Source organism: Natronolimnobius sp. AArcel1, from assembly GCF_011043775.1.
GTDB lineage: Archaea > Halobacteriota > Halobacteria > Halobacteriales > Natrialbaceae > Natronolimnobius.
Genome location: NZ_JAAKXY010000003.1, coordinates 19,860 through 46,362, shown reverse-complemented (window position 1 = coordinate 46,362; position 26,503 = coordinate 19,860). Strand labels below are relative to the sequence as shown.

Annotated in this window: 32 protein-coding genes; 17 read left to right on the top strand and 15 right to left on the bottom strand. The window is 60.6% G+C overall.

The genetic code is table 11. The annotated features are described in order from the left end of the window. The first annotated feature begins 114 nt into the window (after nt 1-114). Complete coding sequence (locus tag G6M89_RS08415) at nt 115-597, top strand: hypothetical protein (protein ID WP_165161370.1); 483 nt, start codon at nt 115-117, stop codon at nt 595-597. 2 nt (nt 598-599) lie between these two features. Here G6M89_RS08415 and G6M89_RS08410 read toward each other — a convergent pair whose 3' ends face one another. Further along, a complete protein-coding gene (locus G6M89_RS08410) occupies nt 600-1,274 on the bottom strand; it encodes a hypothetical protein (protein WP_165161369.1) in 675 nt (224 codons plus the stop codon). Between the two features lie 117 nt (nt 1,275-1,391). Here G6M89_RS08410 and nucS point away from each other — a divergent pair, with 117 nt between their 5' ends. Both nucS and G6M89_RS08400 read left to right on the top strand, forming a co-directional pair. Beyond that, complete coding sequence (nucS, locus tag G6M89_RS08405) at nt 1,392-2,153, top strand: endonuclease NucS (protein ID WP_165161368.1); 762 nt, start codon at nt 1,392-1,394, stop codon at nt 2,151-2,153. Between the two features lie 137 nt (nt 2,154-2,290). Then, nucleotides 2,291-2,812 (top strand): GNAT family N-acetyltransferase, encoded by a 522-nt coding sequence (locus tag G6M89_RS08400; RefSeq protein ID WP_165161367.1) that lies wholly within the window; start codon nt 2,291-2,293, stop codon nt 2,810-2,812. Between the two features lies 1 nt (nt 2,813). On the opposite strand, the gene mutS is transcribed toward G6M89_RS08400, so the two are convergent. Further along, complete coding sequence (gene mutS / locus G6M89_RS08395) at nt 2,814-5,606, bottom strand: DNA mismatch repair protein MutS (RefSeq protein ID WP_165161366.1); 2,793 nt, start codon at nt 5,604-5,606, stop codon at nt 2,814-2,816. 120 nt (nt 5,607-5,726) lie between these two features. Here mutS and G6M89_RS08390 point away from each other — a divergent pair, with 120 nt between their 5' ends. Beyond that, nucleotides 5,727-6,020, top strand: a complete 294-nt coding sequence (locus G6M89_RS08390) for a UPF0175 family protein (protein ID WP_165161365.1) — start codon at nt 5,727-5,729, stop codon at nt 6,018-6,020. Then, a complete protein-coding gene (locus G6M89_RS08385; protein ID WP_165161364.1) occupies nt 6,020-6,508 on the top strand; it encodes a hypothetical protein in 489 nt (162 codons plus the stop codon). Before G6M89_RS08390 ends, G6M89_RS08385 begins: the two co-directional genes overlap by 1 nt. 80 nt (nt 6,509-6,588) lie before the next feature. Here the strand turns inward: G6M89_RS08385 and G6M89_RS08380 are convergent, their stop codons facing one another. The 7 genes from G6M89_RS08380 to gvpA form a co-directional block, all read right to left on the bottom strand. Continuing rightward, complete coding sequence (locus tag G6M89_RS08380) at nt 6,589-7,245, bottom strand: phospholipase D family protein (RefSeq protein ID WP_165161363.1); 657 nt, start codon at nt 7,243-7,245, stop codon at nt 6,589-6,591. A 57-nt stretch (nt 7,246-7,302) separates the two neighbouring features. Beyond that, nucleotides 7,303-8,082 (bottom strand): endonuclease/exonuclease/phosphatase family protein, encoded by a 780-nt coding sequence (locus tag G6M89_RS08375; protein ID WP_165161362.1) that lies wholly within the window; start codon nt 8,080-8,082, stop codon nt 7,303-7,305. Nucleotides 8,083-8,173: 91 nt separating this feature from the next. Next, nucleotides 8,174-9,463, bottom strand: a complete 1,290-nt coding sequence (locus G6M89_RS08370; RefSeq protein WP_165161361.1) for a DUF418 domain-containing protein — start codon at nt 9,461-9,463, stop codon at nt 8,174-8,176. Between the two features lie 86 nt (nt 9,464-9,549). Further along, nucleotides 9,550-9,879, bottom strand: a complete 330-nt coding sequence (locus G6M89_RS08365) for a CHY zinc finger protein (RefSeq protein ID WP_165162068.1) — start codon at nt 9,877-9,879, stop codon at nt 9,550-9,552. A gap of 182 nt (nt 9,880-10,061) precedes the next feature. Beyond that, on the bottom strand, nt 10,062-10,628 hold the full coding sequence (gvpO, locus tag G6M89_RS08360) for a gas vesicle protein GvpO, halophile-type (RefSeq protein WP_165161360.1): 567 nt from the start codon (nt 10,626-10,628) through the stop codon (nt 10,062-10,064). A 98-nt stretch (nt 10,629-10,726) separates the two neighbouring features. Then, complete coding sequence (gene gvpN / locus G6M89_RS08355; protein WP_165161359.1) at nt 10,727-11,812, bottom strand: gas vesicle protein GvpN; 1,086 nt, start codon at nt 11,810-11,812, stop codon at nt 10,727-10,729. A 5-nt stretch (nt 11,813-11,817) separates the two neighbouring features. Continuing rightward, nucleotides 11,818-12,108 carry a gas vesicle protein GvpA gene (gene gvpA, locus G6M89_RS08350; protein WP_165161358.1) on the bottom strand — a complete coding sequence of 97 codons (291 nt, stop codon included), beginning with the start codon at nt 12,106-12,108 and terminating at the stop codon, nt 11,818-11,820. Between the two features lie 343 nt (nt 12,109-12,451). Here gvpA and G6M89_RS08345 point away from each other — a divergent pair, with 343 nt between their 5' ends. The 8 genes from G6M89_RS08345 (at nt 12,452) to gvpM (ending at nt 17,108) form a co-directional block, all read left to right on the top strand. Continuing rightward, nucleotides 12,452-13,090: a GvpL/GvpF family gas vesicle protein gene (locus tag G6M89_RS08345; protein WP_165161357.1), complete on the top strand. Its 639-nt coding sequence runs from the start codon at nt 12,452-12,454 to the stop codon at nt 13,088-13,090. A gap of 2 nt (nt 13,091-13,092) precedes the next feature. Beyond that, complete coding sequence (gene gvpF / locus G6M89_RS08340) at nt 13,093-13,347, top strand: gas vesicle protein GvpF (RefSeq protein ID WP_165161356.1); 255 nt, start codon at nt 13,093-13,095, stop codon at nt 13,345-13,347. Continuing rightward, nucleotides 13,347-13,946, top strand: coding sequence for an Hsp20/alpha crystallin family protein (locus G6M89_RS08335; RefSeq protein WP_165161355.1), 600 nt, complete (start codon nt 13,347-13,349; stop codon nt 13,944-13,946). The genes gvpF and G6M89_RS08335 overlap by 1 nt, the downstream gene beginning before the upstream one ends. Then, nucleotides 13,939-14,838, top strand: a complete 900-nt coding sequence (locus tag G6M89_RS08330) for a hypothetical protein (protein ID WP_165161354.1) — start codon at nt 13,939-13,941, stop codon at nt 14,836-14,838. The genes G6M89_RS08335 and G6M89_RS08330 overlap by 8 nt, the downstream gene beginning before the upstream one ends. 86 nt (nt 14,839-14,924) lie before the next feature. Next, nucleotides 14,925-15,500 carry a gas vesicle protein GvpJ gene (gene gvpJ, locus G6M89_RS08325; RefSeq protein ID WP_165161353.1) on the top strand — a complete coding sequence of 192 codons (576 nt, stop codon included), beginning with the start codon at nt 14,925-14,927 and terminating at the stop codon, nt 15,498-15,500. Next, nucleotides 15,497-15,847, top strand: a complete 351-nt coding sequence (locus G6M89_RS08320) for a gas vesicle protein K (RefSeq protein WP_165161352.1) — start codon at nt 15,497-15,499, stop codon at nt 15,845-15,847. The genes gvpJ and G6M89_RS08320 overlap by 4 nt, the downstream gene beginning before the upstream one ends. After that, nucleotides 15,844-16,800, top strand: a complete 957-nt coding sequence (gvpL, locus tag G6M89_RS08315; protein WP_165161351.1) for a gas vesicle protein GvpL — start codon at nt 15,844-15,846, stop codon at nt 16,798-16,800. Before G6M89_RS08320 ends, gvpL begins: the two co-directional genes overlap by 4 nt. Then, the gene (gene gvpM, locus G6M89_RS22290) at nt 16,797-17,108 is read left to right on the top strand and encodes a gas vesicle protein GvpM (RefSeq protein ID WP_241175274.1); all 312 of its coding nucleotides are present in this window, start codon (nt 16,797-16,799) and stop codon (nt 17,106-17,108) included. The genes gvpL and gvpM overlap by 4 nt, the downstream gene beginning before the upstream one ends. 113 nt (nt 17,109-17,221) lie before the next feature. Here the strand turns inward: gvpM and G6M89_RS08305 are convergent, their stop codons facing one another. Continuing rightward, nucleotides 17,222-17,437, bottom strand: coding sequence for a hypothetical protein (locus G6M89_RS08305; protein WP_054862710.1), 216 nt, complete (start codon nt 17,435-17,437; stop codon nt 17,222-17,224). A gap of 857 nt (nt 17,438-18,294) precedes the next feature. Continuing rightward, a complete protein-coding gene (locus tag G6M89_RS08300) occupies nt 18,295-18,864 on the bottom strand; it encodes a hypothetical protein (protein ID WP_165161350.1) in 570 nt (189 codons plus the stop codon). Between the two features lie 144 nt (nt 18,865-19,008). Between G6M89_RS08300 and fdhF the strand changes: the two genes are divergently transcribed. Further along, nucleotides 19,009-21,159 carry a formate dehydrogenase subunit alpha gene (fdhF, locus tag G6M89_RS08295; RefSeq protein ID WP_165161349.1) on the top strand — a complete coding sequence of 717 codons (2,151 nt, stop codon included), beginning with the start codon at nt 19,009-19,011 and terminating at the stop codon, nt 21,157-21,159. A gap of 173 nt (nt 21,160-21,332) precedes the next feature. On the opposite strand, the gene G6M89_RS08290 is transcribed toward fdhF, so the two are convergent. Both G6M89_RS08290 and G6M89_RS08285 read right to left on the bottom strand, forming a co-directional pair. Further along, on the bottom strand, nt 21,333-21,527 hold the full coding sequence (locus G6M89_RS08290) for a cold-shock protein (RefSeq protein ID WP_054862708.1): 195 nt from the start codon (nt 21,525-21,527) through the stop codon (nt 21,333-21,335). A 419-nt stretch (nt 21,528-21,946) separates the two neighbouring features. Continuing rightward, nucleotides 21,947-22,909, bottom strand: coding sequence for a transcription initiation factor IIB family protein (locus G6M89_RS08285; RefSeq protein ID WP_006108914.1), 963 nt, complete (start codon nt 22,907-22,909; stop codon nt 21,947-21,949). 162 nt (nt 22,910-23,071) lie between these two features. On the opposite strand from G6M89_RS08285, the gene rnhA reads away from it, so the two are divergent. After that, nucleotides 23,072-23,665: a ribonuclease HI gene (gene rnhA / locus G6M89_RS08280; RefSeq protein WP_165161348.1), complete on the top strand. Its 594-nt coding sequence runs from the start codon at nt 23,072-23,074 to the stop codon at nt 23,663-23,665. 72 nt (nt 23,666-23,737) lie between these two features. After that, entirely contained in the window at nt 23,738-24,418 is a 681-nt protein-coding gene (locus G6M89_RS08275; RefSeq protein WP_165161347.1) for a rnhA operon protein, read from the top strand. On the opposite strand, the gene G6M89_RS08270 is transcribed toward G6M89_RS08275, so the two are convergent. Continuing rightward, nucleotides 24,415-24,780, bottom strand: a complete 366-nt coding sequence (locus G6M89_RS08270; protein ID WP_165161346.1) for a PadR family transcriptional regulator — start codon at nt 24,778-24,780, stop codon at nt 24,415-24,417. The genes G6M89_RS08275 and G6M89_RS08270 overlap by 4 nt on opposite strands. Before the next feature lie 197 nt (nt 24,781-24,977). On the opposite strand from G6M89_RS08270, the gene G6M89_RS08265 reads away from it, so the two are divergent. Next, a complete protein-coding gene (locus G6M89_RS08265) occupies nt 24,978-25,511 on the top strand; it encodes an inorganic diphosphatase (protein ID WP_165161345.1) in 534 nt (177 codons plus the stop codon). A gap of 4 nt (nt 25,512-25,515) precedes the next feature. On the opposite strand, the gene G6M89_RS08260 is transcribed toward G6M89_RS08265, so the two are convergent. Next, complete coding sequence (locus G6M89_RS08260; RefSeq protein ID WP_241175273.1) at nt 25,516-26,394, bottom strand: ParA family protein; 879 nt, start codon at nt 26,392-26,394, stop codon at nt 25,516-25,518. Nucleotides 26,395-26,503: the final 109 nt, after the last annotated feature.

Here is a 26,503-nt window from a genome sequence, read left to right as displayed (position 1 = left end):
GTTATCCTGGTCCATGCGGGAAGATTCCAGGGAGAACCCGCTTACCCGAGCCTATTCTTTGCGTGGTATAAAAGCCTTCGCAAAAGACAGGGATATGGGCGAAAAACAGGGAGTATGCACCTGACTCCGGCCCGTGTCGCCGCCGAGCGTGACTGGATTGTCGACCACAGCGAGACCATTGTCCCGATCATCAACGACGTGCGCGATGACCTGGGCGAGACGTTCGACACCACCGTCGATCACGTCACCACCGAACAGTATCGGGACGAAGTCGATGTCGTCTTCGCAGATGGCGATCTGGCAGTCAATGTCGCCGCGATGACAGCCCTGCTGCGTGATCTCGATGTAGAGGACGACTATCCCGGCTTCATCGTCGACGAACTGCTCGGGCGCGAACTCGCCGCGACCATCGCCGGCACGCAACCACTTCGCACCCTCGGCGAAGCGACGTTCCACTACGCAGATCTGCAGGTCCACGGCGGTCCCGAAGAAAACGCCGGGGTCGACGATCTCGAGGCCGCACTCGCGGCTGGCTTTCAGGAGCGACTCCCGGGGTGGGACTGGACAGCACGAAAAAGTCCGTTCAGCCTCGAGTAGCGCTATTCGTCTGCGTCGTCGGTTTCGTCTTCATCGCCGGCTTCGTCCTCGTCCGTCGAGTCGTCGCCATCTGCGGTCTCGTCGTCAGCGTCGTCTTCGTCCACAGGTTCTTCCTCAACTGGCTCCTCACCGCCTTCTTCCGCGTCAACCGGCGGTTGCTGTTGCTCCTGTTGCTCGAGCATGCGGCCGTACTCTGCGCCAGGCATCAATCCAGAGACATCTCCATCTCGAAGAAGGCTCATAAGTCGCTCGTCAGGCCCATCGATCAAGAGCGCGCCTTCTTGGGCGACACCTGCTTCGATCGACACCTCGTCATCATCGCTCATCGATGACTCGAACTCCGCAGCGTGGGAACTGATCAGTTCCACCTGGCGCTGTTGGAGCTCCATCTGTGCTTCCTGCTCATCGAGGTCTCCCTCTTCAAGTTCCGCCATGACCTCTTGTTGTGCCTGTTGGAGGGCCTCCTGATCAGGCTGAACAACTGCAGTAATGCCGTCTGCGGGGTCAATATCGGGTTCCGTGTCGGCCTCGAGTTCGGCCTCACTTTCGGTTTGAGGCTCGGACTCGCTGTCGTCCTCGCTGCCGGGGATGTCGAACTGGCTACAGCCGGCAAGCGACGCGGTCGCACCGACGCCGCCCAGTTGGAGGAGACGACGACGAGTTGGATTAGATTCCATTCGGTCCGGATTCAGGGCTGAACGAAAATAAAAGCACCTGACTTCGTTTGTCGACCATCTCCATCCGCCGACCACGGGACGGGGCGTTTTTACTCACCCGCTGGCTACGGGCAGACAGTGACTCGTACCGAGCCGGATACCCGCGTCGACACACTCGAGCGCCCCGCACTCGAGGCTGCCCGCGAGACACTCGCTGATGGCATCTCACGAGAGGCGCTCGTGACAGTCTTCGGGCGCTGTACCGTCGACTACGACGGCCGCGCCTCGAGCGAACTCGGGTCCGGCGACAGGCACGTCATGTGCAAACCAGATGGGACAATTCTGGTTCACACTGACGAGGGCCAAAAGCCGGTCAACTGGCAGCCACCGGGCTGTGAGCACACCGTCGAGTTGGCCGAGGGAGAGGCCGACACCACAGACGCGCTCGTCCTCGAGAGCACCCGCTCGACGCCCGAGGAGCGCCTCCGCGTGACCTTCACGCGCGTTCTGCAGGTGTCCGTCTTTGCGGGCACCGATGAGACCAGCATCAGCCTCGTCGGCACCGAGGAAGACCTTCGCAAGCGCATCCTCGAGACGCCCGACCTGCTCGAGTCCGGCTTCACCCCGCTTGCAACCGAGCGCGCAACGCCCGCGGGAGCCGTCGACATCTACGGCGAGGATTCGGCGGGCCGCGCAGTCGTCGTCGAACTCAAACGCCGCCGCGTCGGCCCCGACGCTGTCAGCCAACTTCGCCGATACGTCGACGCCCTCGAGCGTGACCTCCACGCCGACGCTGCCGTCCGCGGGATTCTGGTGGCCCCTTCAGTCACCGACCGCGCCAGCCGCCTACTCAGCGATCACGGCCTCGAGTTCGTCTCGCTCGAGCCGCCCGCAGAGTGAACTAGGCGGTGTATGGGTGCGGTTCGCTCGAGATCGTGTTGGCTGGGAGTATGCCCACGTGTACTCGTTCCAGTAAAGCACACTCAAAAATTGTCAATATAATCCCAAATTTGTAATTGAGGCCATAATTTCAGCGTATGGGTGACAACCTGTCCGTTCGGCGCTTTCGACCAGCCGATGCGTCTCGAGTTCGGAACCTCCACGAAGCAGCAATGCGTGATATCGGCGCGTATCTCGAAGACGTTCCGGATGACGACCTCGAGAACGTTACAGAGACGTTCCTCGAGCGCAACGGCGAGTTCCTCGTCGGTGAAGTCGACGGTCAAATCGTCGCAATGGGTGGGTATCAACTTCTTGAGAGCGACCATTACATTACGAACTTCCTGTCCGAACTGCCTGAGACGACAATCGTGTTGACCCGCATGCGCGTTGATCCAGCCCACCAGCGCCAGGGGTATGGCAGCCGAATCTACACAGCACTCGAGAAGCGTGCTCGAGAGTGCGGATACACGACTATCGTTCTCGATACGATGGCGTCGCAGGCTGCAGCACGAGGGTTGTACGAAACGAACGGGTTCGAGAAGGTTTGTCGCGAGCAACTCGAGGTCTCCGATGACTCCTTCGAGATGCTCGTGTATCGCAAGCAACTTGCCGAGTAGGCTACTCCTCGAGCAACTGTTTCAACCGATCTAGCTCCGTCAGCGCTTCGACTGGCGTCAGGTGTGCCAGATCGAGCGCACGCAGTTCCGCTGCAATATCGGTCGGGTCATCGCCGCCATCAGCGGTCGCCGACGGCGAGCGCGTAGCGTCGTTCCCAGCAGCCGACTGCGAATTGACTGAATCGCCCTCGAGCGCGCTCGCACCTGCTGATTCTGCTGTTCCAACCAATTCTCTCGAGCGTTCGACCACGTCCTCAGGAACACCCGCCGCGGTCGCGACCTCGACGCCGTACGATCCCGACGCTGCACCCGGGACGATTTCGTGATGAAAGACGACCTCGCCGTCGACCTGTTCGACCTCGAAGTGGAGCGTGAACGCGCCCTCGAGCGTGTCTGTGAGTTCAGTCAGCGGGTGGTGGTGGGTCGCAAAGAGCGTCGTCGCGCCGACCGCGTCGTGGAGGTGTTCGGTGATCGCCTGCGCGATAGCCATACCGTCCGCGGTCGAGGTGCCCCGTCCGACCTCATCTAGCAGGACGAGCGAGCGCTCGTCGGCCTCCTGCAAGATCGTCGCAAGTTCGTCCATCTCGACCATGAACGTCGAGCGCCCACCCGCGATGTCGTCGCTCGCGCCCACGCGTGTGAAGATACGATTGACCGGCGTCAGTCTGGCCGAACGAGCGGGGACGAAGCTCCCGACCTGTGCCAGCAAGACGATCTGGGCGACCTGACGCATGTACGTCGACTTTCCGGACATGTTCGGCCCCGTGATCACTGCCAATCGTCGGTCATCAGTGAACCGGGTGTCGTTCGGCACGAACGACTCCTGTGTACGCTCGACGACCGGGTGACGGCCGCCCTCAATCTCGAGGACGCGCCCGTCGCTGCAGTCATCGTCGCGTCCGCTGGCCTGTCCGCTCCCATCGCGGTCAACGATTTCCGGTCGGCAGTAATCGTACTGTGCCGCGGCCGTTGCAAGCGAGACGAACGCATCAAGCGTCGCAAGCGCATCAGCGAGTGCCTGCACGCGTTCGACTTCGGCGGCGATTTCGCGACGCACAGTGCAAAATAGCTCGTACTCGAGGTCATCCGCGCGCTCCTGTGCGCCGACGATTTCGTCCTCACGGTCTTTGAGTTCCGGCGTGACGAAGCGCTCGGAGTTTTTCAGCGTCTGGCGGCGCTGGTAGTTCTCGGGGACGGCCTCGAGATTCGCGTTCGTCACCTCGATGTAGTAGCCATGGACCGAGTTGTGGCCGACTTTCAGCGAGTCGATCCCGGTGCGCTCGCGTTCGCGCGCCTCGAGATCGTCGATCCACTGCTTGCCATCTCGTGCCGTCGCGCGCAACTCGTCTAAATCGTCGTCGTAGTCCTCGGCGATGATTCCGCCTTCGGTGATCTCGATTGGTGGCTCGTCGACAATCGCGTCCGCAAGCAACTCGCGGACATCGTCCAGCGGGTCGAGATTCTCGTGGACGCGATCGAGTCGCTCGCAGTCGGCGTCGGCTACCTGTCCGCGAATGTCGGGCACTACCGCGAGCGTATCGTGTAGCGAGCGCAAGTCTCGCGCGTTTGCCCGCTCGCGAGAGATGCGCCCGATCAGCCGTTCCAGATCGTAGACGTTCCGAAGCAGGTCGTGCAGTCGCTCGCGTGTCTGGACCGCACTGGTCAGTTCCTCAACCGCGTCGAGTCGCGCTTCGATCCGTGCAGGCTCGAGCAGCGGCCGCCGGAGCCAATCACGGAGTTTGCGCCCGCCAAGTGCGCTTGAGGTCTCATCGAGAACACCAACGAGCGTCGCGTCGTCTCGGCCGTGCACGCCACGGGGTTCGAATAACTCGAGGCTGCGCAGGGCCACGGCGTCGAGCAGCAGGTACTCCCGCGGATCGTAGCGCGTGAGGTGGGTGAGATACTCGAGGTGGGTTCCATCGGCGGGAGCCTCGAGCGAGCCAGCGGCGGTGCTGTCGGCATTGTCGGTGTCCCCGCTGTTGCCCTCGCCGCGTTCGCCCTCGTGTGCACCGCCGCGGACGTATTCCGCGTAGGCGAGGACGGCGCCGCAGGCGCGGATTTCAGCATCGCTCACGAGCAGGGCGTCTGGATTTCGGAAATAGGTAGAGAGCTTTTCACCCGCCAATTCGCGGTCGAACGCGCGCTCGTCGTAGGGCGAGACCATGCAGCCGTCAGGACAGAGCGCCGTCGGAGCGTCGGGTCCAACGACGGCCTCAGCGGGTTCGAATCGACTGATTTCGTCCGCGAGTGCCTCCCTCGAGTCCGAACTCGTCGCGAGAAAGTCGCCGGTTGAGACGTCGAGCAAGGCGAGTGCGAGTTCCGCATCGGCTGTGGCCGCGGCGTCGGTGTCACCGGAACCGCAAGCGACCGCCGCGACGAAGTTGTTGTCGTCGCTTGCGAGCAGTTCGTCTTCGGTGAGCGTGCCTGGCGTGATCACGCGGGTGACGGCTCGTTCGACGACACCCGAGGTCTCGCCCGGTTCCTCGACCTGGTCCGCGACCGCAACCCGGTAGCCAGCCTCGAGCAGTGTCTCGATGTACGATTCGGCGTTATCGATGGGAATGCCGGCCATCGGATACTCGCCGGTGGAGTCTTCGCGGCTCGTGAGGGCAATCTCGAGGATGCGCGCGGAGCGTTCGGCAGCGCCACAGAAGGTTTCGTAAAAGTCGCCGACCTGAAAGAGGACGATAGCGTCGTCGTAGCGGGCACAGAGGTCGTGATACTGTGCCATCATCGGCGTCAACTCGTCGCGTTTCTCGGCCATCGCGTCGGGCGGGCCAAGCGCCGGATCCATACCCAAATCGGGGCACTGAACGCGGAAATACCTTGCTGGATTCGCGCTCGAAGGAGACTGTCGGCTCGAAACAGTTTGGCGTTACGTATACCACGTATCGTAACGTAGGTGTGCGTAACGATGAAAACGGTCACAACTCGCATCCCAGAGGACGACGAAGAACTGCTCTCCGAACTCGAGCGAGAACTGACTGCAGATCGGTCGGAAGTCCTTCGCCGTCTTATTCGGCAGGGACTCGCAGACTGGCGGAGAGAAAAGGCACTCGAGCAGCTCCGAGAGCACAACGTAACCCTCCGCCGTGCGGCCGAAATCGCCGATGTCTCGTACGTCAAGATACTGTCACTTGCTGCTGAGGAGGGTATCGACACCGGCTACACGACCGACGAACTCGAGCGTGACCTCGGGCGGATTTGATGGTTGTCGTCGATTCCTCTGCGTTGATTCCGCTCGCATGGGTTGGCCGACTCGATCTCATTGACGCTGTCTTCGATGAGGTTCGAACAACTGCTGCGGTGAAAGACGAAGTGCTCATCGAAGGGAAGCGAGGGACTGCAGCACTTACATCATTTCTCGAGAATGTGTCCATTTGTGAGACGCCGACAGATGCCGAGAACGTTGCCTCATTAGAGGGAATCGCAGTGGCTGATGCGTCTGTGATTTTGCTCGCTGATGAGGGCGAAGCGATACTGCTTGCGAACGACAAAGGCCTCATCGAAGTCGCCAGAACGCACGGTGTCGACTGCTGGTGGGTGACAACGCTGTTGCTCAAGTGCACAAAAGAAGGAGTGTTGACATCCACAGCGGCCATCGATGTCTTGTACGACCTCGTGGATGCAGGGATGAATCTTCACCCAAAAGTGTACGCACAGGTCCAACAGAAACTGCGCGAGTTGGGGGACTAATCTCGTTTCAACCAGCGACTGATGAGCGAACGTAGACGGCCGCTGTCGATTTCATCCAGCAGTTGAGACGTGGACTGCCACTAGACGAACCGGAACAACACTGCGAGCATAACGACGAGCAAAAGAACGGGGACCACCCGCAGCGCGACGTTTCGAACCGGAAGCAATCGCGCCTTGTTCGACCAGTTGACGAACGAACTACCGACCTGAACGGGTCCAAACAGGTCGCGGCGACGAAGCGGTCTCGAGTCATCGACGAGCGCTTCTACCCAGTCGAAAAACGGCCGTAGATCCGGATGGTCCGTCCTCTCTCGAGTCATCTCGAGGCCGAGTTCGACGTTGTACTCGAAGGCAACCTGCGTGATGTTCGCAGAGCCGATGATACAGTTCGGATGGGGTCCATCGCGGATGTAAAGCTTCGCGTGTAGCCCGCGCGATTGCTTGTAGATCTCGACTTGCTCGTGTTCGTCGAGTGCCCAGAGATCGTAGGCGATACGCGCCGAGAACTGATCCGAGGCAGGACCGACGACGAGAACCAACTCGTTGTCTCGAGCACGCTCGAGAAAGGAGACGATGTCGTCGCGGATCGAACGGTAGCCTTGATAGGTGAAGTAGCCGCTGACGATGTAGATGGTTCCGTCGCCGGAAAACAGGTCGGAGAGGGCTGCCTGTACGCGTCGGTCGCCATCGTTCGTTCCCAACAGGCCAATGGAGGGGTCTCGCTCGAGGACGCTCATTACCATACGTATACTGTCATGTGTAATGAAAGCGGCGTGTTCGTGGCGAATCGGTGATCAGTGACCCGTCTCTAAAATGACGGGTCGGTGATCGGAAAGTTGGACGTCAAGCACGTCACAGCGCTCGACGGCCAGCGAGGGCGAACAGAGAAACAGATCAAGGCTGCGCGAGTCGACGAAGAAGTCGTCGAACGGCCGGGCGGGAACCGTTTCGCCGGGAACGCGCGTCTCGAGGCCGGTCCGGTCGGTGAACGTCGACAGTTCCGTGGGGCCGTCGAACGTGTTGAAGTCGCCGGTGACGACGACCTCGCGGCCGTTCGCGCGCTCTGCGATCAGGTCTGCAAGCTCGCTGAGTTGCCGTTTCCGACTACTGGCACGCAGCGAGAGGTGGACCGCAAACAGCACGACGTCGGCTGCCAACTCGAGTTCCATGACGAGTCGCTTCCGGCCCGCCGAGAGATAGTGAGCCAGCGGTTGGCGGTCGGTTCGCGAGAGGACGGCGTTCCCGAGGTGGCCCCAGAACGGCATCGACTCGAGGAGGCCACCATCGGTGTACTTGTTTGCGACGTCGCCGCCGTAGCGCAGGCCGCGGTCGCGAAGCGACTCGAGGAGCGTGCGGAACTGGCCGTCGGTGACGGTTCGGTGAGAGCCGCGGTCGACCTCGAGCAGCGAGACCACGTCGGGGCGTTCGCGCTCGATGACCGAGACCAGTTGCTCGAGTTTCTCGCGTTCAACGGTGGCGTCACCGACCACCGAGCCGATTGGCGGTGGGACGTATCCCCAGAGGACGTTCTGATAGCCAAGCAGGTAGCCAGCGTTACAGGTGAGAATTTTCATGCGGCTTCGAATCGTATTCGTCACCACAACTCAGTAGGTGTCAGGTATAACTATTGTGCCGACCTATCGACGGCGAATGAGGTTCTGTCTCTCACTCACGACGCATTGGCTGACGTTCGCCGTAGGTCAGCGTCCGCCAGCACCACTCGACGGGGCCGAATCGGTATCGCCGCAGCCAGACGACTGACAGCGGCACCTGAATCGCCCAGATGAGCACGACGACACCGAGTAACTCGAGTCGAGAGAGCGTTGCGAACAGGCCGAGGCCGTGGCCGTAGAAGATCGAGGTGGCAAGGACCGTCTGTAACAGGTAGTTCGAAAACGCCGTTCGGCCGACGGCTGCAAGCGCTGTTTCGATGCGCCCGCCGACTGCGGCCCGACAGAGCAGCATGATGCCGGCGACGTATGCAAGTGCCAACAAGAGCGATCCCCAGTAGTTGAACAGATAGGCAAGCAACAGCACCTGTGCCGTATCCCATGCGACCAGTTCGCGGTACCAGACACCGGTGAGGATCAGTGCCAAACCGGTCGTCCCGCCCGCGACGAGTAATCGCCGGTAAAACGACCTCGAGCGGGCGTTCGAGAGCACGCCCCACTTGTACAGCGCCATGCCGATGAGCATCAGCCCGCCGAGTTGCCAGAACGTCTCCGAGATGAATCCGACCGTCTGCTGCATGAAGACGAGCGAGGCGCGGAACTCGACTTGTTCGAGCCAACCACCCTGATAGGCGGCGATTTCCTGGTCAATGTCGTCGGGGCCAGCACCGAATCCGGCTACAATCTGGCTCTCAATTTCGGCCTGGGTGCCCGCGTCTGCGACGACGTAGCCGACGCCACTGAGCAGGTAGATGAGCGCCGGGAGCGCGAACATGATGAGGCCGAGTGCGAGCAGGCGCTTTGGTCCCCACTTGCGGACGAAGACGACGAGGAAGCCACAGCAGGCGTACGCGACGAGAATGTCGCCGTACCAGAGCAGATACGCGTGTGCGAGGCCGATTACGAGCAGCCAGAACGTCCGTTTGAAGTGGAGTCGGCGAGCGGATTGGCCGCTTTTCGACTCCATAAACAGGACGACGCCGGCCCCGAACAGGAACGTAAACAGCGTCACGAACTTCTGCTCGAAGAAGACGTGGCTCACGAACCAGGCAGCGTAGTTCCCACCGGAAAAGTCGCCATACAGCGTCGGGTCGAGCCAGCCGACCATCGGCAGGGCAAACAGCCAGATGTTGATGACGAGAATGCCAAGCAGCGCGAATCCTCTGAGCACGTCGAGACTGACGATACGGTCGCCGGGAGCAGTCGGTTCCCGCGTCGCAGTGGCGTCGGCGGGAGCCGTTTCGGTGACACCATCGTCGATCTCGCTCGAGGACTCGGGCTTCATTCGCTATCTGAATTTCAGCTGTTCAACACATATACGTTAGTGAAACGGACTGACTCGAGTCGCGGGTGGGATGACGGAGCAGACCGTCACTCCGAGTTCGTCTCGAAGTACAGCGCGGCGTGGGCCGCACAGCCGGGATTGAACGGTGCGTCACACGCCGGGCAGCGATAGTCGGCCTCGAGATACGCGGGAACGGTCAGTTCGGTCTCGCAGACACCACACAGCACCGAGGGCTCGTCGAAGCGGTCGCGGGGCCACGGGACGGCCTCGTGATCCGTCCGCGCCTCGTGACACTGGTAGCACGGAAAATACGCCTCACAGCAGGCGAACCGAAAGGCGACGACATCGCGGTCGCTGTGATAGTGGGTACAGCGCGTGTCGCCGTCGATCTCGAGGCCGCGAACCGGGAGCGACACGGCATCGAACGCGGGCGTCTCGGTCACAGGTACTCGAGACGAGGCGTGGCTGGCCCTTCGCTGTTGTGGTCGGGAGAACTGACTGCTTGAGGGCGGAATCCGGGTTCGGAGCTGAATTGTTGGTACAGAAACAACAAAATAGAGCCAACAAGAGAGTGGGTGACAGCCAGCGACGGCGACGACTACGACTCAAAGTCGCCGGTATCGCCGCGCCGGTAACGGTCGAGTCGTCGGTAGCCGTGGACGGTCGCGTTCTCGTCGAGTTCGATCTCGTAGCGCCCGAGGATATCCTGTGTGTCGGGGACGGATCGGCGTTCAACGACCTCGACGACTGCTCGCCAGCCGTCGTCGGTTGGCGCGATTTCGCTGACGGCGTCGAACTCGCGCCCGATGAGTTCGCCCGCTGTGGATTCGACTGTTTGGCGAACGGCAAGCACGCCCTGAATCTCGTCGGTGTCAGTGTCGACGTCCGCATCGACCGACTCGGGATCGGTCTTTTCCTCAGCGGTCATATCAGTGCTGAGGTCGTGACTTCGGCTCTCCTCGCTCGAGTCGTCTTGCTGGTCGTTCTGTTGGTCGTCCTGTTCCTCTTGTTCGGTGTCGGCTGTTTGACTGTCACTCACAGTTGGATCACTCTCGTCGTGCTGGTAGCAAAACCCGCCCTCTTTGGCTGGCCGTGAACAGCGCTCGCCGTCCGCAGTTTTCGCTTTGCATTGGTCGGTCGCTCCCTGGCTGTCGGCTTCGGCCATAGTGTAGACGGAGTGGATTGCCCCTTCGTTTTGCAGTGCCTATCAATCGATGCGAGCCAGACGGACACAGACTACCGGACACCAGTCGTCCGGCAGTCTCAGACTGCCTTGCGAATCTGTGTCTGTAACTCGTCGACGGTTTCGATTCCCTCACCGACAACTTTCGGCGCGAGCACGTCAGTGAACACCTCGGTCAGCAGGTCTTCATCGAACTGCTCCTCGTCAGTGGCGTCACCGTCGTCGTCATCGCCATCGCGTTCGCCGTTGAAGACTGTCAGCCCCTTCGCGGCCGTAATCGCCGCCCGCGTTCCGACGACAACCTCGAGGTCGTCGCGGAGTTGCCGGGTTGCATCGACGACGGTCGCGATATCGTCGTCAGCGAGGTCGACGTGTTCGCGAACGATTTCACGCTCGGTTTCGCCGTCGTAGTAGTCGACGTGGACGCCGACGAAACGGTCGAGCAAGGCATCCTGTTGCTGGTGGACGCCCGCATACTCGACGTCGTTCGAGGTGAGGATCGCCCGGAACTCGGGATGGACCTCGATGGACCGATCCTCGCCGCGTTTGCCCGGGCGCTCGAGGACGCCTTCCTCGAGCACCGAGAGCAAGACGTTGTGTGCGGCGGGGTCGCTTCGAGAGAACTCGTTGTAGACGAGTGTTGCCCCCTCACGGACGGCAACCGAAAGCGGGTTATCGACCCAGCGTTCGCGAACGATTTCGGTTTTCTTGCTCACACCGCCGACGTAGTTGTCGGTCTCTTTGTATCGCTCACCGCCCGAGTGCGTCCCAACTAGCGCGGCCGTATCGACCGCGTCATCGCCGTTGAGCCACACGACTGGGCGTCCTCGCTGTGCCGCTGCCGACAGCGCAAGGGCAGTCTTCCCGCAGCCTGTCGGCCCGATCAGATGAACCGGCTGATCGGCCTCGAGCCAGCCGGTGACGCGATCCCGAACCGACCGGACGGCATCGGTTTCGACGAACGGATCCGGCTCGACGTCGGCCGGGTCGGCCAGCGGACTGTCGCCGTTGCCAGTTGGCGCGGGCGAACTGCCGTTCGCGTTCGACTGACCGTTCGACGACTGGCGTGCAAGCTTCTTCTTCGCTTTCCGAGCTTCCTTCTGTGATCGGTCGCTTCTGATCTTCCGACCGCGAACCGTGCGCTTTCGCGAGGAATCGTCCGCCATGTGGATTATTCGGTGGCAGACTGTGGCGATGATTCCGGACGCTGTTCGACCTCGAGTTCCTCCAGATCCTCGAGATCGCCCTCTGCGGTGGCTTGCTCAATTTTTGCAATCTCCTCCGCGTAATGCAGGAAGGTGTCGACCGAGGCGACGACGACACGCGCCTCAATCGTGAGCAGTTCGATCCCAACGACTGAGACACGCGCCCAGACGTCGATGACGACACCCTTATCGAGGATGCGATCAAGGACTTCCGCGAGACTCGAGGCATCGGGTCGTCGGCCTGATGTTGGTGCCATAATACACCTCGTGGTTCACGCCGGTGTCGTAACACGGCTGGCGCTGCGACTGCAAGCCACGTGTGAGGCCGTCTCGACTCTCTTTGATTCCTTGCGCGATCATGGCCGCTGCTTGCACTCTCGTCCGTGGGATGTGCACACACTGCGACTGCAAGCAGCACGATAACCGGCTGGCGGGCCGAATTTTCCCCTGACGAGTTCCTCGAGTACCTGTGAGCCGACTATCGTGGTTCACAGCCCTGTGATAGCCGACAGCGACCATGTCGAGTTCCATGATGACCGTTCCCACTGCCGAGCGCCCGCGCGACTCGCGTGCGGGCTCGAACCCGAGCGTGATCGACCAATGAGCAAGACGAGTACAAATCGCTACGTCTACGGTATTATCGACGGCGACGAGCCTGTCGAGTTCGAGACGGATGCCGTCGCCGGAGCCGACCACATCTACACCGTCTCGCATCGCCGGATCGGTGCAGTCGTCTCGGATATCGACACGACCGATCCCGAAGAGACTGACGAGGACGCCCAGCGCCACGACGACGTGTTGCGCGAGATTATGGATACTGACGACGGGCGCTCGATCGTCCCCATGCAGTTCGGGATGGCGTTCGAAAGCGACCGCACGCTGAAAAACGTCCTGCGGGGCGCACGCCCGGCGTTCAGGCGCGCAATGAACGATATCGACGGCCGCGTCGAACTCGGCCTGAAAGTCGTCCGCGACGAAGACACCGAGGTCGACGACGAGGCAATCGAAGACGCCGTCGCCGACACACTCGAGCCGATTGCGGCCCAGTCGGTACCAAACGACCTGTTCAGTGACCGACTCGTGCTCAATCGCTCGTATCTCGTCGAGCGTGACGAGCGCGAGACGTTCGACGACGCTGTTGCCGACCTCGAGGAGGAGTACGACGACCTCACGTTCCGGTACACGGGGCCGTTCGCACCGTACAGTTTCGTCGACGTCAAAATCGGAGCCAACCAGTAACCATGTTCGTTCTCGATGACCTCCTGTTCCGGCCGTTCGTCGGCATCGTCGACACACTGCACACGATGGCCCTCAGCGAGATGTACGATATCGAGGCGCTCGAGGCCGATCTCAAGGAGAATCAGTTGCTGTACGAACTGGGTGAGCTGTCGGAAACGGAGTATCGAGAGCGCAAAGAAGAACTCGAGGAAGAGATCGAAATCGCACAAGATGTCCACGAGCGGCTTACGAGCGGCCGTGTCGAGGTGAAATCGTAATGACTGGCAATTTCCACCCGAACGAACCGGATGACCGTGATGACTCGAGTGACGACCACTGGCTCTCGACGCTGCTTTCAGCCCTCGCCGCGCTCGATAGTGACGACACGACGGGGCGACGAACGACCGGGAGCCGCCACACCGACCGCTCGGTCATCGATTACGACATCTCGATGCGGTCGATTGACGATCTCGAGGAGGCAGGACGCGACGCTGACACCTCCTCTGGGCGGCGAACGCCTCACAGTGGCTCACCAGCAGGCAGTGGCACCGAAACCAGCGACTCGGGTCGGCCTCGGACCAGACGAACGACGACGAGTGATCATCGCGTGACGAAACGGGAGTACGACGACGAACTACTCGTCACCGCCGACATCAACGGGATCGAGCCTGACGACGTGACTGTTGGCTTCGACGAGTCGGTGCTAGTGATCGGCGTCTCCGGGCAGGAACTCGACCGGGTCGAGGTACCGTGGCCAGACGGACAGCGGACGTCAAACGCAACGGTCAAAAATGGCGTTCTCACGGTACACGTCGAACCGATAGCCGACGAATCTGACGGAGACGCCGAGTCATCAGCGGAGGGCGACGATGAGTGATCTCGAGATTGACGACGTCGATGCGCTTCTCGAGGACGGCGAGGAGGCGCTGACCAGTCTCGAAACCGCCCTCGGCGACGTGGACAGTCTCGACGAACTCGAGGATAGTGCACTCGAGGACGTCATCGGCGATGTCGAAACGCTCGCGACGGTCGCCTCGAGCATGGAGACAGTTCTCGAGACGATTGATCTGACGGAGCTTCCCGATGCCATCGACGGCGACGAGGTGCTCGAGGCGCTCGAGGTTGGCGAGATTCCCGACGCACTGACCGAGGAGGAGACCGGCGCGAGCGACGTCGTGAATTTCACCCACCTGTTTCGTGCAATCGATCTGCTCAACGCCTGGGATGCGACTGACCTGGGCGATCTCTGGGAGGAGAAACGCGAACTCGAGGACGCAGTTGGCGACCTCGGCGATGGCGAGGACGACGGACTGGTCGGTGAAGCCGTCTCGTCGCTCACGGACGACGACGGTGACGGCGACCTGCTCGATGACGTGGGAGACGGAGACCTTCTCGATGATGCGGACATGACGGAGACGCTCGGCGACATCGACGTAATGGACGACCCCGAAGCCTACCAGGTCGCCATTCAGCAGGGTGCGATGGAAGGGATCGACGCTTTTCGGACTGCCTTGCTCGAGACGCACGCGAAGTTCGAGCGCCTCTACGAGTTCAACCGCGAGAAGATGCGCCGCCAGAATACGGGGACGAACTCGCGGAATCCGACAGCGGCGTCGACGCTCCCAACGGAGCGGGCGGCCGTCGGCAGCGGCGTTAAACACTCGACTGTGCCACGCGAGGTACGCTATTCGACCGCCCCCAGTCGAAAGCGAATCTACGGACAGCGCTTCGAACAGGAGCGCAAGAAACGGAGGGATGACAATGACTGAGACAACGCCACACCAGACAGCCAGCAACGTATCGACCGCGGTGAGCAACCCGGCACTGACCGCCGGTGCACACGGAGGTGACACCAATGGTCGATGAGTTCCAGCCGAGCCGACAGAAGGCAGACCTTGCAGAGGTCGTCGAAATGCTGCTCGACAAGGGGATCGTCATCAACGCGGATATCGCGGTCTCAATCGGCGACACCCAACTGCTCGGCGTCCAAGTGCGCGCCGCTATCGCCTCCTTCGAAACCGCAGCCAAGTACGGCCTCGAGTTCCCCGAAGGGACCGACATGCGCCGCGTTGCCGAAGCCGCAGGCGAGCCGGAACTAGCTGAGATGCGAGACGCGAGACCAGTGGTCGACCCCACTCGAGGCGTCAACGTGACTGGCGAGTCCGAGGAGGGTGCCCGCTCGCTCGAGGACGAGTCTGAAAGTGCTGGTGAAGGCGAAAGCGAAAGTGATGGGGGCGACGACGATGGGCTCTTGTCGGACGACGAGCGCGGAACCGACCACGTCAGCGCGCGGCCGGACCCGGACCAGCCGACGAGTGGTGGGTTCGATCTGGTCAGCGGCGAGGGCGGGATCGGCGAGTCACTGACTGACATCGGTGATGATTCGAACGACGACACCGACGGCGACGATTCAAAGGGTGAGACACAGTGACGCAGATCGACGTCGGCGACGGAGAGGACGCCCGCCAGGGACTCGTGACGCTCGTCGTCACCGTCGTCGAGATCCTGATCGAGGCCTTAGAGCGCGAGGCTGTCCGCCGCATGGAATCGGGCGATCTAGCTGACGAGGAAATCGAACGCCTCGGTGCCCAACTCGCAACCATCGAAGCCGAGATCGAACAGCTCAAAGACGACGAGGAAATCGACGAGAGCGTCGACGATCTCCGTGGCGATCTGGACGACCTGGTCAACGACGCAATCGAGCAACTCCAGGGCGATCCAACCAGCATGCAACCCACTCAGCCCGGCTACTCCGTCTTCGGAGGTGACAACCAGTGAGCTTCGACGAGCAAGCCGGCGAGGCTGCTGACGCCCTCGAGAACGCCGATCCCACGCTTTCGGACACCGACGGGGGCGGAGAACCACCCGAAATCGAGAACGGCCGCTACCTCTACTGTCTCGTGCGGGTTCCGGACGATGAGCCGACGCTCGAGTCGACTGGCGTTGACGGCGAATCCGTCTCCGTTGTCGTCGAGGACGGCATCGGCGCGGTTTGTCACAGCTGCGACGGCATCTACGATTCGGCGGATCTAGCCCAGGTTCGACGCTGGCTCGTGCGCCATCAGACCGTTGTCGACGACGCCGGCGAGGCGTTTGGCACCCCCATTCCCTTCCAGTTCGATACGATTCTACGCGGCGACGACGAGCGCGTCCGCGAGTGGCTCCGACAGGAACAGGAGTTGCTCGAGCACGTCCTCTCGGAACTGGCCGGCCACTGGGAGTATCGCGTCGAAGTCGTCGAAACCGATCCCATCAGCGACGATGCCCTGATCGAACGCGACGAGCGACTGGGCGAACTCGACGCGAAGATCAACGACTCCGAGTCGGGCACCGCTTTCCTCCTCGAGAAAAAACGCGATCAGCGACTCGCCGAACTGCGGGCCCACCGCCGTGAGTCACTGACGGCCGACCTCGAGACGCGACTCGACGAGGTCGCACGCGAAGTCCATAGCCTCGAGCGCTCGCCAACGGCCACGCTCGACGACGCTGTCGCCGAGGAAGCGAGCGACGGGGAGACGCTGTGCCGACTCACCTTGCTCGCACACGAAGACGACCAGGGGGAGGTCGGCGCGATTCTGGACGACGTGGCGTCGGCCGACGGGCTCGAGATTCGCTTTACCGGGCCGTGGCCGCCGTATACGTTCGCGCCGGAACTCGGCGGCGGAGATGAGAGCGAGACGAACGGAGCGCTAGACACCACTACCAGCCAGCCGGACCAGCAAGAGTCATGAAACCGCGCAAAGACGACGAAGCGCTCGTTGATCTGCTCGACGTCGTGTTACGCGACGGGGCGATCCTCCGGGCCGACGTGATCATTTCAGTCGCAGACATTCCGCTCGTCGGGCTCAAACTCACCGCCGCGCTCGCGGGCATGGAGACGATGACCGAGTACGGTCTCTTTGAGGAATGGGATCTCGAGCACAGACGCTCCGCGATTACCCGGCGCGGCAAGCGAAATCCAAACCGTGAGGAAGCGCTTGGGGGTATCGACTCGAGTAATCCGGGAACCGGAACGATTCCGCGTCGAAACCAAGAGTAGGCACGACTCGAGGCGGTGTGAAACGAAATTCGGAACGAACACGAGCACAGGCTAAAGAACTCACGACAGCAGACACAACCGGCCAGAGCCGAGTGACAGACTCTGGGAGCCGGTCACGCGAACTTCGGTCGTTCGGTCGTGCGCTCGACGTCGCCGGTGACGGTCTCTTCGTCGTGGTCCTCGTCGTAGATGTATTGCCCAGTCGAGCCACAGAGGGTACACTCGTAGGACTCAGAAATCTCGTTGATATCTTCGCCGTCTTCGAAGTACACGCGGCTCTGCGTGATCTGCAGGAACTGGGGCGTCTCGCAGTTAGTGCAGGTGATCATATCTGAGCGGTCGGCTGCACCAGTTGTAGTTATCCGGCTTGTAACCGAAAGCCAGCCGGTACTACGGCCGAATTACCGATGTTTCAGTAACTCGCAGAACCACACCAGGGCGTGGTAACATCAACCATACTCGTCGTGTCGGCTATACACCAGTAACTCGAGCGTAATCGGATGCCAACGGGGAATACAGCGCCCGCCGCTGTGATCGTAGGCTCCAAGAAATATTCTATAGACATCACTGAAAACTGGTTAGAAGGACCTTACCATCGGCTGTTGGCACGACTGTGCGAGAGATACCACACGGATCGAGTTCTAGTAACAACTGCAACTAGTTACACACTGATCGCCGACCCGTTTGTCGATCAGATGTGCACTGAGTTGCAGTGGCTAGTATAGAAGCCGAGACCCGACATCAGGACTCGAGGAAGTGGGTACTCTCACGGCGGCCGCGGTTGGAGTTGGTGAACTCCGTCAGTAAGTCGTCAGTCCCGAGCGAACGCAATGTCAGTGTGCTATCCAGTTGGCGGTTTGCGCCTCAAAGAGGTGACACGCCGGTGAACGCACTGGCCGTAATCAGCGGCTGTCTCCCACAGTATGTGGCTCCTGCGTGTGGTTTGCACGTGCTACGATCGCTCAATCGAAGTCATAACAAAGGTCATCCTGCGCCATTGACTACGTGCGGGGTTGTGACCCCGTCGGGTACGCACTTTCCAGCCACTGTGTTGGCCAGCCGATTGCGTGCGTTCGTGCCCGGGCTCGAACGTGGACTCGCCCCCGCGTCGAGTTAGCTCATGTCTCTCGATCGGGCGGACTCCCCCGCCCCCGCCCGGTTCCGTCAATATCTGATAGTCACTGGTTCAAACGTTGACCGCCGCGAGTCGCCACAGCGCTCGATACAACATCCACAGATCACACTCGAGGTCTACACAACGCGTTCGACACTGTGTGAGATACCGCTCGTAGTCCGAAACCGTCGGTGGCTCTGGATAGGCATCCTTGAGGTCACCAACTTCATTGAGCGCCTGCCACTCGCGCTCACCGACGACAACGTATCGCTTGGGGTCCAAAAAGAACAGAACCGCCGAGCCGATAGGGACGTCAACCCCCTCGAGCGCTGTCAACCGCTCGAGTCGGCCTGCAACGTCGTCGGGGTCGGTCGCAACGACGGCCTCGAGTGTCGTCTGTACTGTCTCGAAGTCGTTTCGTCGGAACGCCGCCTCACCGGCCCTTCGCTCGGCGTTCGGGACGTCGCCAAGTGATCGGCGATAGTACCACCTGACGACCCACTCGAGGTCACGCCAGCCATACGCTCCCGACTCGAGGGCTCCCGGGAGCGTCTCGAGTTGTTCCTGTTCGACCGGATACAGCGGTTCGTGCTCGCGGTAGTCGGCCGCCTGCTCCCTGACGGTCGACGGCGTCAGTTCCATGGGCTATCCACGACAGCCGGTCCTGTAGCCGTTACGCAGGCTCGAGCGGTCGCTGAAATTGGTCTGGTTGTGTGGGAGAAACACTCATACACGTCGGCGTCGACATCCGTCCTGACACGAGAGCGGTCGATCTCGGAGGCAACTATGTCAGGAGACACGCACGAGCCAGTCAAGACGATCTGTCCGTACTGTGGCGTCGGCTGCGGGATTCAGATCGCACAGGGAGAATCGCGCGACGACGTGCAGTTCATGCCGTGGGGCGATGCCCCCGTCAACGAGGGGCGTATCTGCATCAAAGGCGGAGCCGCGACAGAGGTCGTTGACCACGAAGACCGTCTGACTGCCCCGCTCATCCGAGACGACAGCGGCGAGTTCCGCGAGGCCACCTGGGAGGAGTGCTACGGGTACATCGTCGACGAACTCGAGCGAATCCGAGAGTCCTACGGCCCGGACGCGATGGGATTTTTCGGCTCTTCGAAGACGATGAACGAGGAAAACTACCTCCTGCAGAAACTCGCCCGACGCTACGGCACGAACAACGTCGACAACTGCACGCGGATGTGCCATGCCTCGACGGTCTGGGCGCTGCGGACGAGTCTCGGCGCGGGGGCAATGACCAACAGCATGGCAGACCTCCGAGAAGAGGCCGACCTGTTCTGGATTCAGGGCGCAAATCCCGGCGAGCAACACCCCATCGCGAACAGCCAGTACTTCCGCCAGGCCGTCCTCGAGGGCGCGACCGTCATCCAGGTCGACCCCCACGCGAACAAGACCACACGGTCGTTCCAGATCGACGACACGGAGCGCCACCAGCACCTCCAGTTGAATCCTGGGACAGATATCCCGCTGCTCAATATCGTCCTGAAGACGATCCTCGAGCATCACGAGACCCATCCCGAGGACGGCTGGATCGACGAGGCGTTCGTCGAAGCGCGCACGGAGGGGTTCGACGATCTCAAAGAGACGCTCGCGGACTTCGACAAGGAAGCCGCCGCCGAGGAGTGTGGCCTCCCACTCGAGGCAATCGAACGCGCCGCAAAGAAGTACGCGAGCGCAGACAACGCGGCCATCTTCACCGGCATGGGGATGAGCCAGCACGCCTGTGGCGTCGACAACGTCCAGAACGAGATCAACCTCGCGCTGATTACGGGCAACCTTGGCCGACCCGGGACGGGCGTCAACCCGCTGCGCGGGCAGAACAACGTGCAGGGCACCTGCGACGTGGGCGCGATGCCGAACGTCCTGCCGGGCTACCAGCTCGTCGACGACGATGATGCTCGCACCCGCGTTGAAGCGGAGTGGGGCTTCGAAATTCCGGACGAGCCGGGCCTCACGAACGTCGAAATCTCCCATCAGTTCGGCAACGCAGTCCACGGGCTGTACGTCATGGGCGAAAACCCCGTCATGAGCGAACCGGACGCCAACAGCGTCGCCGAGCGGCTTCAAGAGCTCGAGTTCATGGTCGTCCAGGATATCTTCATGACTGAAACCGCCGAGTACGCCGACGTGATCCTGCCCGCGACGACTTGGGCCGAGCGCGACGGCACCGTCACCAACACTGACCGGCGCGTCCAGCGCATGCGCGACGTCGGGAAAATCCATGATAACACAAAACACGACCTCGATATCCTCTCAGAAGTCGGACGCCGGCTGTTCGACGACGGCGAGGAGTTGTTCGACTTCGACGCGCCCGAACCCGTCTTCGAGGAACTCCGGCAGGTCTGTCCGAGCTATCATGGGATGACCTACGACCGTCTCGGTGAGGACGGTATCCAGTGGCCCTGCTACCAGCCCGGTGACGAAGGCGACCTCTACCTCTACGAACACGAGTTCGACACCGAGAGCGGGAGGGGACACATCGAGGGCGTCAGCCACACACCGCCCGCGGAAACGCCCGACGACGACTATCCGCTGATTCTGACGACGGCCCGGCTCGAGGAACACTACAACACTGGTACAATGAGTCGGCGCTCGCCGACGCTCAACCGGCAGACGCCCGAGAATTTCGTCGACGTGCATCCCGCAGATGCGGAACGCTACGGTATCGAAGACGGCGAGGACGTCGTGCTCACGTCGCGCCGCGGCGAGATCACTGTGAAAGCGCAGGTGACCGAAGACATCAAAGAAGGCGTTGTCTGGACGACACCCCATTTCGCGGCGGCCTCGGCAAACGTCCTGACGAACGACGTGTTAGACGAGCGCGCGAAAATTCCGGAGTACAAAGCTGCCGCTGCAGAGATAGAGGTCGAACTCAAGGCTGCAGATGCGAGCACAGAATCAGCCACTGACGACTGAGAGGCCGACAGATTCGATCACTCCCAGTGCTTGGGACGCGCAGTTGCGTCTCTCAGAGCCAGGACTCAATCTCAGTACAGTCTCAGTAGTACAACTCGCGTCGCTACTCTCGGGTAGTGATTAAATGAAGAAGCGAGTTCATTCATCGCCTTGCGGCGACGTTAGAACCGTAGTTATACGCGTTCGACGTTGGTCGCGCGGGGACCCTTGGGGGCCTGCTCGATGTCGAATTCGATCTCGGTACCTTCCGTGAGGTCCTCACCGCCAACGTCTTCCATGTGGAAGAAGACGTCCTCGTCCGCGTCGTCAGTATCGATGAAACCGTAGCCGCCTGTGTCGTTGAAGAAATCAACCTTACCGTTTGCCATTGCAATTACACCGAATCGCGCTGGACGGATAAGGGTTCGCATTTGTACTGTAATACAGTCGTTTTGAAAACAGGTGTTTTCCAAAGAGCAGCTGATATAGATATTTGGCCACAGTAGTTGGAGTCTGTACGGAGACAGTGACCGATTCGCCACGTGAGCGCACTACTTCTGTCGAATGCACAAATCGGTAATTTGGCCGTCACACTCGGACTCGAGTCCACTGATGACAGCAGATCGGCCCGCTTGTGGCAGCCCATCACGGGGGGTACGTCGCGTTTGTAAACAACAGACTCACTGCGTCTAGGCGTGGGAATCAGTCAATAGTTGGAATGCATGGTCGCACACAGGAACCTGTTCAACGCCAGCGTAGAGACTCATCCGCGACAGAGCGCATAAAAATACGGCGTGAGCGGACGGTGTTAGCCGTGAATGCCCATCGCTTCGATCTGTTCTTGATACCGATTCCGGATCGTCACTTCGGTTACCTGCGCGACGTCAGCGACTTCACGCTGTGTCTTTTTCTCGTTACAGAGCAACGAGGCAGCGTAGATCGCCGCCGCGGCGTATCCGGTCGGGGACTTGCCCGAGAGCAGTCCTTCCTCAGCCGTCTTCTCGATGATCTCGTTGGCTTTGGTCTGGACTTCTTCGGACAGTTCGAGTTCAGAACAGAAGCGCGGGACGTATTTTTTCGGGTCGACGGGTCGCATCTCGAGGCCGAGTTCCTGCGAGATGTACCGATACGTTCGACCGATCTCTTTGCGTTCAACACGTGAGACTTCCGAAATTTCCTCGAGACTGCGCGGAATGCCCTCTTTCCGACAGGCAGCATAGAGTGCCGACGTTGCGACACCTTCGATAGAGCGCCCGCGGATGAGGTCTTCTTTGAGCGCGCGTCGATAGATGACCGACGCGACTTCCCGGACTGACCGCGGAACGCCGAGTGCAGATGCCATCCGGTCGATTTCGGAAAGGGCAAACTGCAGGTTTCGCTCGCCGGCGTCTTTCGTTCGGATGCGTTCTTGCCACTTGCGCAGCCGGTGCATCTGACTGCGCTTTTTCGAGGAGATAGAGCGCCCGTAGGCGTCTTTGTCCTTCCAGTCAATCGTCGTCGTCAACCCCTTATCGTGCATCGTCTGTGTCGTCGGGGCACCGACACGAGACTTCTCCTGGCGTTCCTGGTGGTTAAACGCTCGCCACTCAGGGCCTGGATCGATTTTCTCTTCCTCCACGACGAGCCCACAATCTTCACAGATGAGCTCACCCCGGTCAGAGTCCTTGACGAGATTGTCCGATTCACACTCGGGACAGGCACGCACCCCTTCCTGATCCTCGGTCTCGTCCGTCTCACGCGTTCGCTCCCGCTGGCGGGTGGACCGTGTCATCGCACTTTTATAGTAGTATCACCACAGTATATGAACCTTTCGCCGGTGTTTTCAGAGGGGGAACCGAATCGGCCGAATTCAGCCGCATTACGGACTCAACCGGTGTATTTACTATCTTGAACCGGAAAACCTTTATCCGGAACTGGCCGACCACAGGAACGAATGCCGGTTATCGAATGCGACGTTGGGACAGCGCGAACCCGCCTCGAGGAGGCCGGAGTCGATGTCGAGTCCGGAAATACGGATCACGAGCGCTGGCGAGCGAGCCACGCTGGCGCGACAGCGGTCGCCTACGACAACAAAGTCGTCATCCAGGGCGCGAGCCCACACCGACTCGAAGCGTTGCTCCGAGAGGGCAGCGGCCGTGCGTACGCTTATTTCGACGGGGGATCGCGCGGGAATCCAGGACCCGCCGGCATCGGCTGGCTGCTGGTCTCGAGCGACGGCATCGTCGCAGAGGGCAGCGATACGATCGGGCGCGCGACGAACAATCAAGCCGAGTACGAAGCACTGATCGCCGCCCTCGAGGCTGCGCGCGACTACGGGTTTGACGAACTCCACGTTCGTGGTGACTCTGAGCTCATCGTCAAGCAGGTTCGCGGCGAGTACAACACTAACAACCCGGAGCTACGCGAAAAGCGTGTCACGGTCCACGAACTCCTTTCTGCGTTCGAGGAGTGGACGATCGAGCACGTCCCGCGTGAGGTCAACGACCGCGCAGACGAGTTGGCGAATGAGGCGATGGATCAGCTCTGAGTGGGTCGCGACACTCTTGGCTCACCGACGGAGATCAGCAAGGGCAAAACCGTTCCAGCCGTAGTCTCGTGTATGAGCGATCCGAGCCACGAGACCGACGACACCGGTGGTGACCACCCAGCAGCCGACGCTGACCATGCGGATGGAGATGCCGACGCCAACGCCGACAACGAACTCCCTGCTGAAGTCGTCGACGAAGCCGAGCGACTCACACACCTCGAGCGCGCAGCCGTCGACGACAACGAGGCCACAGCCTACGCCGACCGGCGCGAAGAACTCCTCGCGGAGTACGACTTCACCTCGCGAATTCGTAAGGAAGACGATGCAACACTCGTGTGCCACCCCGAGGAATGGCATGATGACGAAAACGGCGTCATCAGAACCGACCGAATCAACGACATCTCACGCGCCGTGGAGATTCAACTCGAGGGGACAGAAGATCCCGACGACTGGGCTGCAGTGGATGCCCACAATCGCGACCTAGCTGACCGAGTACGCGAGGCCTACGGTGACGTTCACGGCGACAATGCCGACACGCTCGCAGACTTTCTCGGTAATCACTACGCAAAACCACTCGAGTATTTGACAGGACTGGAGCTATCCGAGTTTCGGACGGAGTACTTCGTTCGTAACGCCTGGCCCTCAGAAGAACAACGAGCCGCGATCGACGAGTCGATCCGACTCACGTACGACGCAGCAGATGAATCGGTGCCCGAATACGACCGGCCATCGTCTGCGTCGTCGCGCTCTTAGTTGTCGTAGCTGTCGTCGATGATGTCGCTGATCTCATCAGCACGGTCGTCGCCCGTGACGACCTTCGAGAGCGTCCAGCGGACGCCGTCAAGGACGGCCTCGTAGCCGTCGTCGGTCAGCGAGTACTGGTTCGTTCGTTTGTCAAGTTCGCTTTTTTCGACCAGTCCAAGCTCGACGAGTTCGTCGAGGTTGGGGTAGAGTCGGCCGTGATTGACTTCGGTTCCGTAGTACTCCTCGAGTTCTCGCTTGATAGCCAATCCGTACATTGGCTCCTTTGCGAGGATGGTGAGGATGTTCGTCTGGAACGCGGTCAGTTCGCGTGCGATACCCTGTTCGCCGGTGATTGATTGTGCCTCTGACATACCTGTGTAAATGTCACCAGACTATTTAAGACTTGCCAACTATTCGATGTGGTGGTGTTGGCACGTCGTTATCCGACGGAGTCGGATCGACCGAATCGCGTGTGCAATTCGTGTCCATCGGCTGTCTGGTAGCCGTCGTTTGCACATGACACACGATTACGAAAGTACTTTTTGATCGACCGTGGACTCTCAGGTACATGGTCAATCTCTGGGAAGACCTCGAGACTGGACCGAATCCGCCTGAAGAGATCTATGCTGTCGTCGAATGTCTCAAAGGTGAGCGAAACAAATACGAATACGACAAGGACGTTCCCGGCGTTGTCCTCGATCGTGTGCTACACAGTAACGTCCATTATCCAAGCGACTACGGCTTTATCCCGCAGTCGTACTACGACGACGAGGACCCATTCGACGTGCTCGTCCTCGTCGAGGACCAGACGTTCCCTGGCTGTGTCATCGAAGCCCGTCCCGTCGCCCTGATGAAGATGGACGACGACGGCGAGCAAGACGACAAAGTCATCGCTGTGCCGAGCGAGGACCCACGCTTCGATCACATCGACGACCTCGAGGACATTACCCAACAGCAGCGTGAGGAGATCGACGAGTTCTTCACGACCTACAAGAACTTAGAGGAAGGCAAAGAAGTGGAAACCCTCGGTTGGGAAGATAAACAGGCTGCATACGACGCGATTGAACACGCACAGGATCTCTACGAAGAGAACTTCCAGTAACTCGTCACTCGACGGGTCGTTTCGAACGGAAGTCACCTTTCATCGTCTCGGTTTCGACCGCCGTCTCCGCCAGTTCTGCCAGCGAGTCGAATCGCTCGAGCATGTCGACACTGCTGTCGTGTGTCGCCAGTGAAACTCCATCGCGATACGCACGCCGGAACGCGATTCGCTCGCGGATGCCCGGCCCCGGTGAGTCTGCACGATCGATGTGACTCGAGCGGGCAAAGTCCGGAAGATACTGCTCGAACTGACTGTCCTCGAGTGCCTCGAGGACGCGCTTTTCTTCGTTGTCGCCTTTGACGCGGTTCGGGACGATTGCGAGGATCTCGATTGGGTCGGGCAGGCGGTTGTTCAGCGGAAAGAGCTGGTTGGTGACCGTGCGGACGAGCGCGTCGGCGCTTGGCTTCGATAGCTGTATCGGAAAGAGAACGCGACGCGTCGCGACGAGTGCCGCGGTAGCGAGCGGGCCGATCGTCGGCGGTGAGTCACAGATGAGCCAGTCGTACTCGTCTGCAAGCGGCTGGACGAGTTCGTTGTGAAGCAGTGCCTCGCCGTTGTCCGTCGTCTGAATCATCGCACCGGTCTGGTGTAACGCCGCGTTCGACGGCACGAGGTCGACACCCCATGAACCCGTCTCCGTGTGAACGAGATCCGGCGCTGTCGTCGAATTATCCGGCTCGAGGAGGTGTTGAAGATGCGTTTGTGCGGCGTAGGCATCACCACAGCCGAGTGCTTCGGTTGCGCTGCCTTGCGGGTCGAGATCGACGAGCAATACGTCGTGACCACGAGCCGCGAGTCGCTCAGCTAGAGTCGTTGCAATCGTTGTCTTGCCAACGCCTCCTTTCTGGAGGGTGACGGTTAGTCCGTGCATCTCGAGTGACATCCCCACTGTCCCGGCGTCGTCCGGCGGCGATTTTCGGTACGAAAGACACTCCCGTATCGCCTAATAAAGGTGACCGCCAATCACCGGGATACCCCACGGTTATCCAGCG

What these genes read in the sequence shown, in the direction of transcription:
- G6M89_RS08335 (WP_165161355.1), top strand. Translation starts at nt 13,347, where the DNA reads ATGACTGGCAATTTCCACCCGAACGAACCGGATGACCGTGATGACTCG.
- G6M89_RS08400 (WP_165161367.1), top strand. Translation starts at nt 2,291, where the DNA reads ATGGGTGACAACCTGTCCGTTCGGCGCTTTCGACCAGCCGATGCGTCT.
- G6M89_RS08345 (WP_165161357.1), top strand. Translation starts at nt 12,452, where the DNA reads ATGAGCAAGACGAGTACAAATCGCTACGTCTACGGTATTATCGACGGC.
- G6M89_RS08385 (WP_165161364.1), top strand. Translation starts at nt 6,020, where the DNA reads ATGGTTGTCGTCGATTCCTCTGCGTTGATTCCGCTCGCATGGGTTGGC.
- fdhF (WP_165161349.1), top strand. Translation starts at nt 19,009, where the DNA reads ATGTCAGGAGACACGCACGAGCCAGTCAAGACGATCTGTCCGTACTGT.
- gvpN (WP_165161359.1), bottom strand. Translation starts at nt 11,812, where the DNA reads ATGGCGGACGATTCCTCGCGAAAGCGCACGGTTCGCGGTCGGAAGATC.
- G6M89_RS08380 (WP_165161363.1), bottom strand. Translation starts at nt 7,245, where the DNA reads ATGAGCGTCCTCGAGCGAGACCCCTCCATTGGCCTGTTGGGAACGAAC.
- G6M89_RS08285 (WP_006108914.1), bottom strand. Translation starts at nt 22,909, where the DNA reads ATGACACGGTCCACCCGCCAGCGGGAGCGAACGCGTGAGACGGACGAG.
- rnhA (WP_165161348.1), top strand. Translation starts at nt 23,072, where the DNA reads ATGCCGGTTATCGAATGCGACGTTGGGACAGCGCGAACCCGCCTCGAG.
- gvpO (WP_165161360.1), bottom strand. Translation starts at nt 10,628, where the DNA reads ATGGCCGAAGCCGACAGCCAGGGAGCGACCGACCAATGCAAAGCGAAA.
- G6M89_RS08270 (WP_165161346.1), bottom strand. Translation starts at nt 24,780, where the DNA reads ATGTCAGAGGCACAATCAATCACCGGCGAACAGGGTATCGCACGCGAA.
- G6M89_RS08390 (WP_165161365.1), top strand. Translation starts at nt 5,727, where the DNA reads ATGAAAACGGTCACAACTCGCATCCCAGAGGACGACGAAGAACTGCTC.
- G6M89_RS08275 (WP_165161347.1), top strand. Translation starts at nt 23,738, where the DNA reads ATGAGCGATCCGAGCCACGAGACCGACGACACCGGTGGTGACCACCCA.
- G6M89_RS08410 (WP_165161369.1), bottom strand. Translation starts at nt 1,274, where the DNA reads ATGGAATCTAATCCAACTCGTCGTCGTCTCCTCCAACTGGGCGGCGTC.
- G6M89_RS08330 (WP_165161354.1), top strand. Translation starts at nt 13,939, where the DNA reads ATGAGTGATCTCGAGATTGACGACGTCGATGCGCTTCTCGAGGACGGC.
- G6M89_RS08260 (WP_241175273.1), bottom strand. Translation starts at nt 26,394, where the DNA reads ATGTCACTCGAGATGCACGGACTAACCGTCACCCTCCAGAAAGGAGGC.
- gvpJ (WP_165161353.1), top strand. Translation starts at nt 14,925, where the DNA reads ATGGTCGATGAGTTCCAGCCGAGCCGACAGAAGGCAGACCTTGCAGAG.
- G6M89_RS08300 (WP_165161350.1), bottom strand. Translation starts at nt 18,864, where the DNA reads ATGGAACTGACGCCGTCGACCGTCAGGGAGCAGGCGGCCGACTACCGC.
- G6M89_RS08290 (WP_054862708.1), bottom strand. Translation starts at nt 21,527, where the DNA reads ATGGCAAACGGTAAGGTTGATTTCTTCAACGACACAGGCGGCTACGGT.
- G6M89_RS08265 (WP_165161345.1), top strand. Translation starts at nt 24,978, where the DNA reads ATGGTCAATCTCTGGGAAGACCTCGAGACTGGACCGAATCCGCCTGAA.
- G6M89_RS08375 (WP_165161362.1), bottom strand. Translation starts at nt 8,082, where the DNA reads ATGAAAATTCTCACCTGTAACGCTGGCTACCTGCTTGGCTATCAGAAC.
- G6M89_RS08305 (WP_054862710.1), bottom strand. Translation starts at nt 17,437, where the DNA reads ATGATCACCTGCACTAACTGCGAGACGCCCCAGTTCCTGCAGATCACG.
- gvpM (WP_241175274.1), top strand. Translation starts at nt 16,797, where the DNA reads ATGAAACCGCGCAAAGACGACGAAGCGCTCGTTGATCTGCTCGACGTC.
- gvpA (WP_165161358.1), bottom strand. Translation starts at nt 12,108, where the DNA reads ATGGCACCAACATCAGGCCGACGACCCGATGCCTCGAGTCTCGCGGAA.
- G6M89_RS08415 (WP_165161370.1), top strand. Translation starts at nt 115, where the DNA reads ATGCACCTGACTCCGGCCCGTGTCGCCGCCGAGCGTGACTGGATTGTC.
- G6M89_RS08370 (WP_165161361.1), bottom strand. Translation starts at nt 9,463, where the DNA reads ATGAAGCCCGAGTCCTCGAGCGAGATCGACGATGGTGTCACCGAAACG.
- mutS (WP_165161366.1), bottom strand. Translation starts at nt 5,606, where the DNA reads ATGGATCCGGCGCTTGGCCCGCCCGACGCGATGGCCGAGAAACGCGAC.
- gvpF (WP_165161356.1), top strand. Translation starts at nt 13,093, where the DNA reads ATGTTCGTTCTCGATGACCTCCTGTTCCGGCCGTTCGTCGGCATCGTC.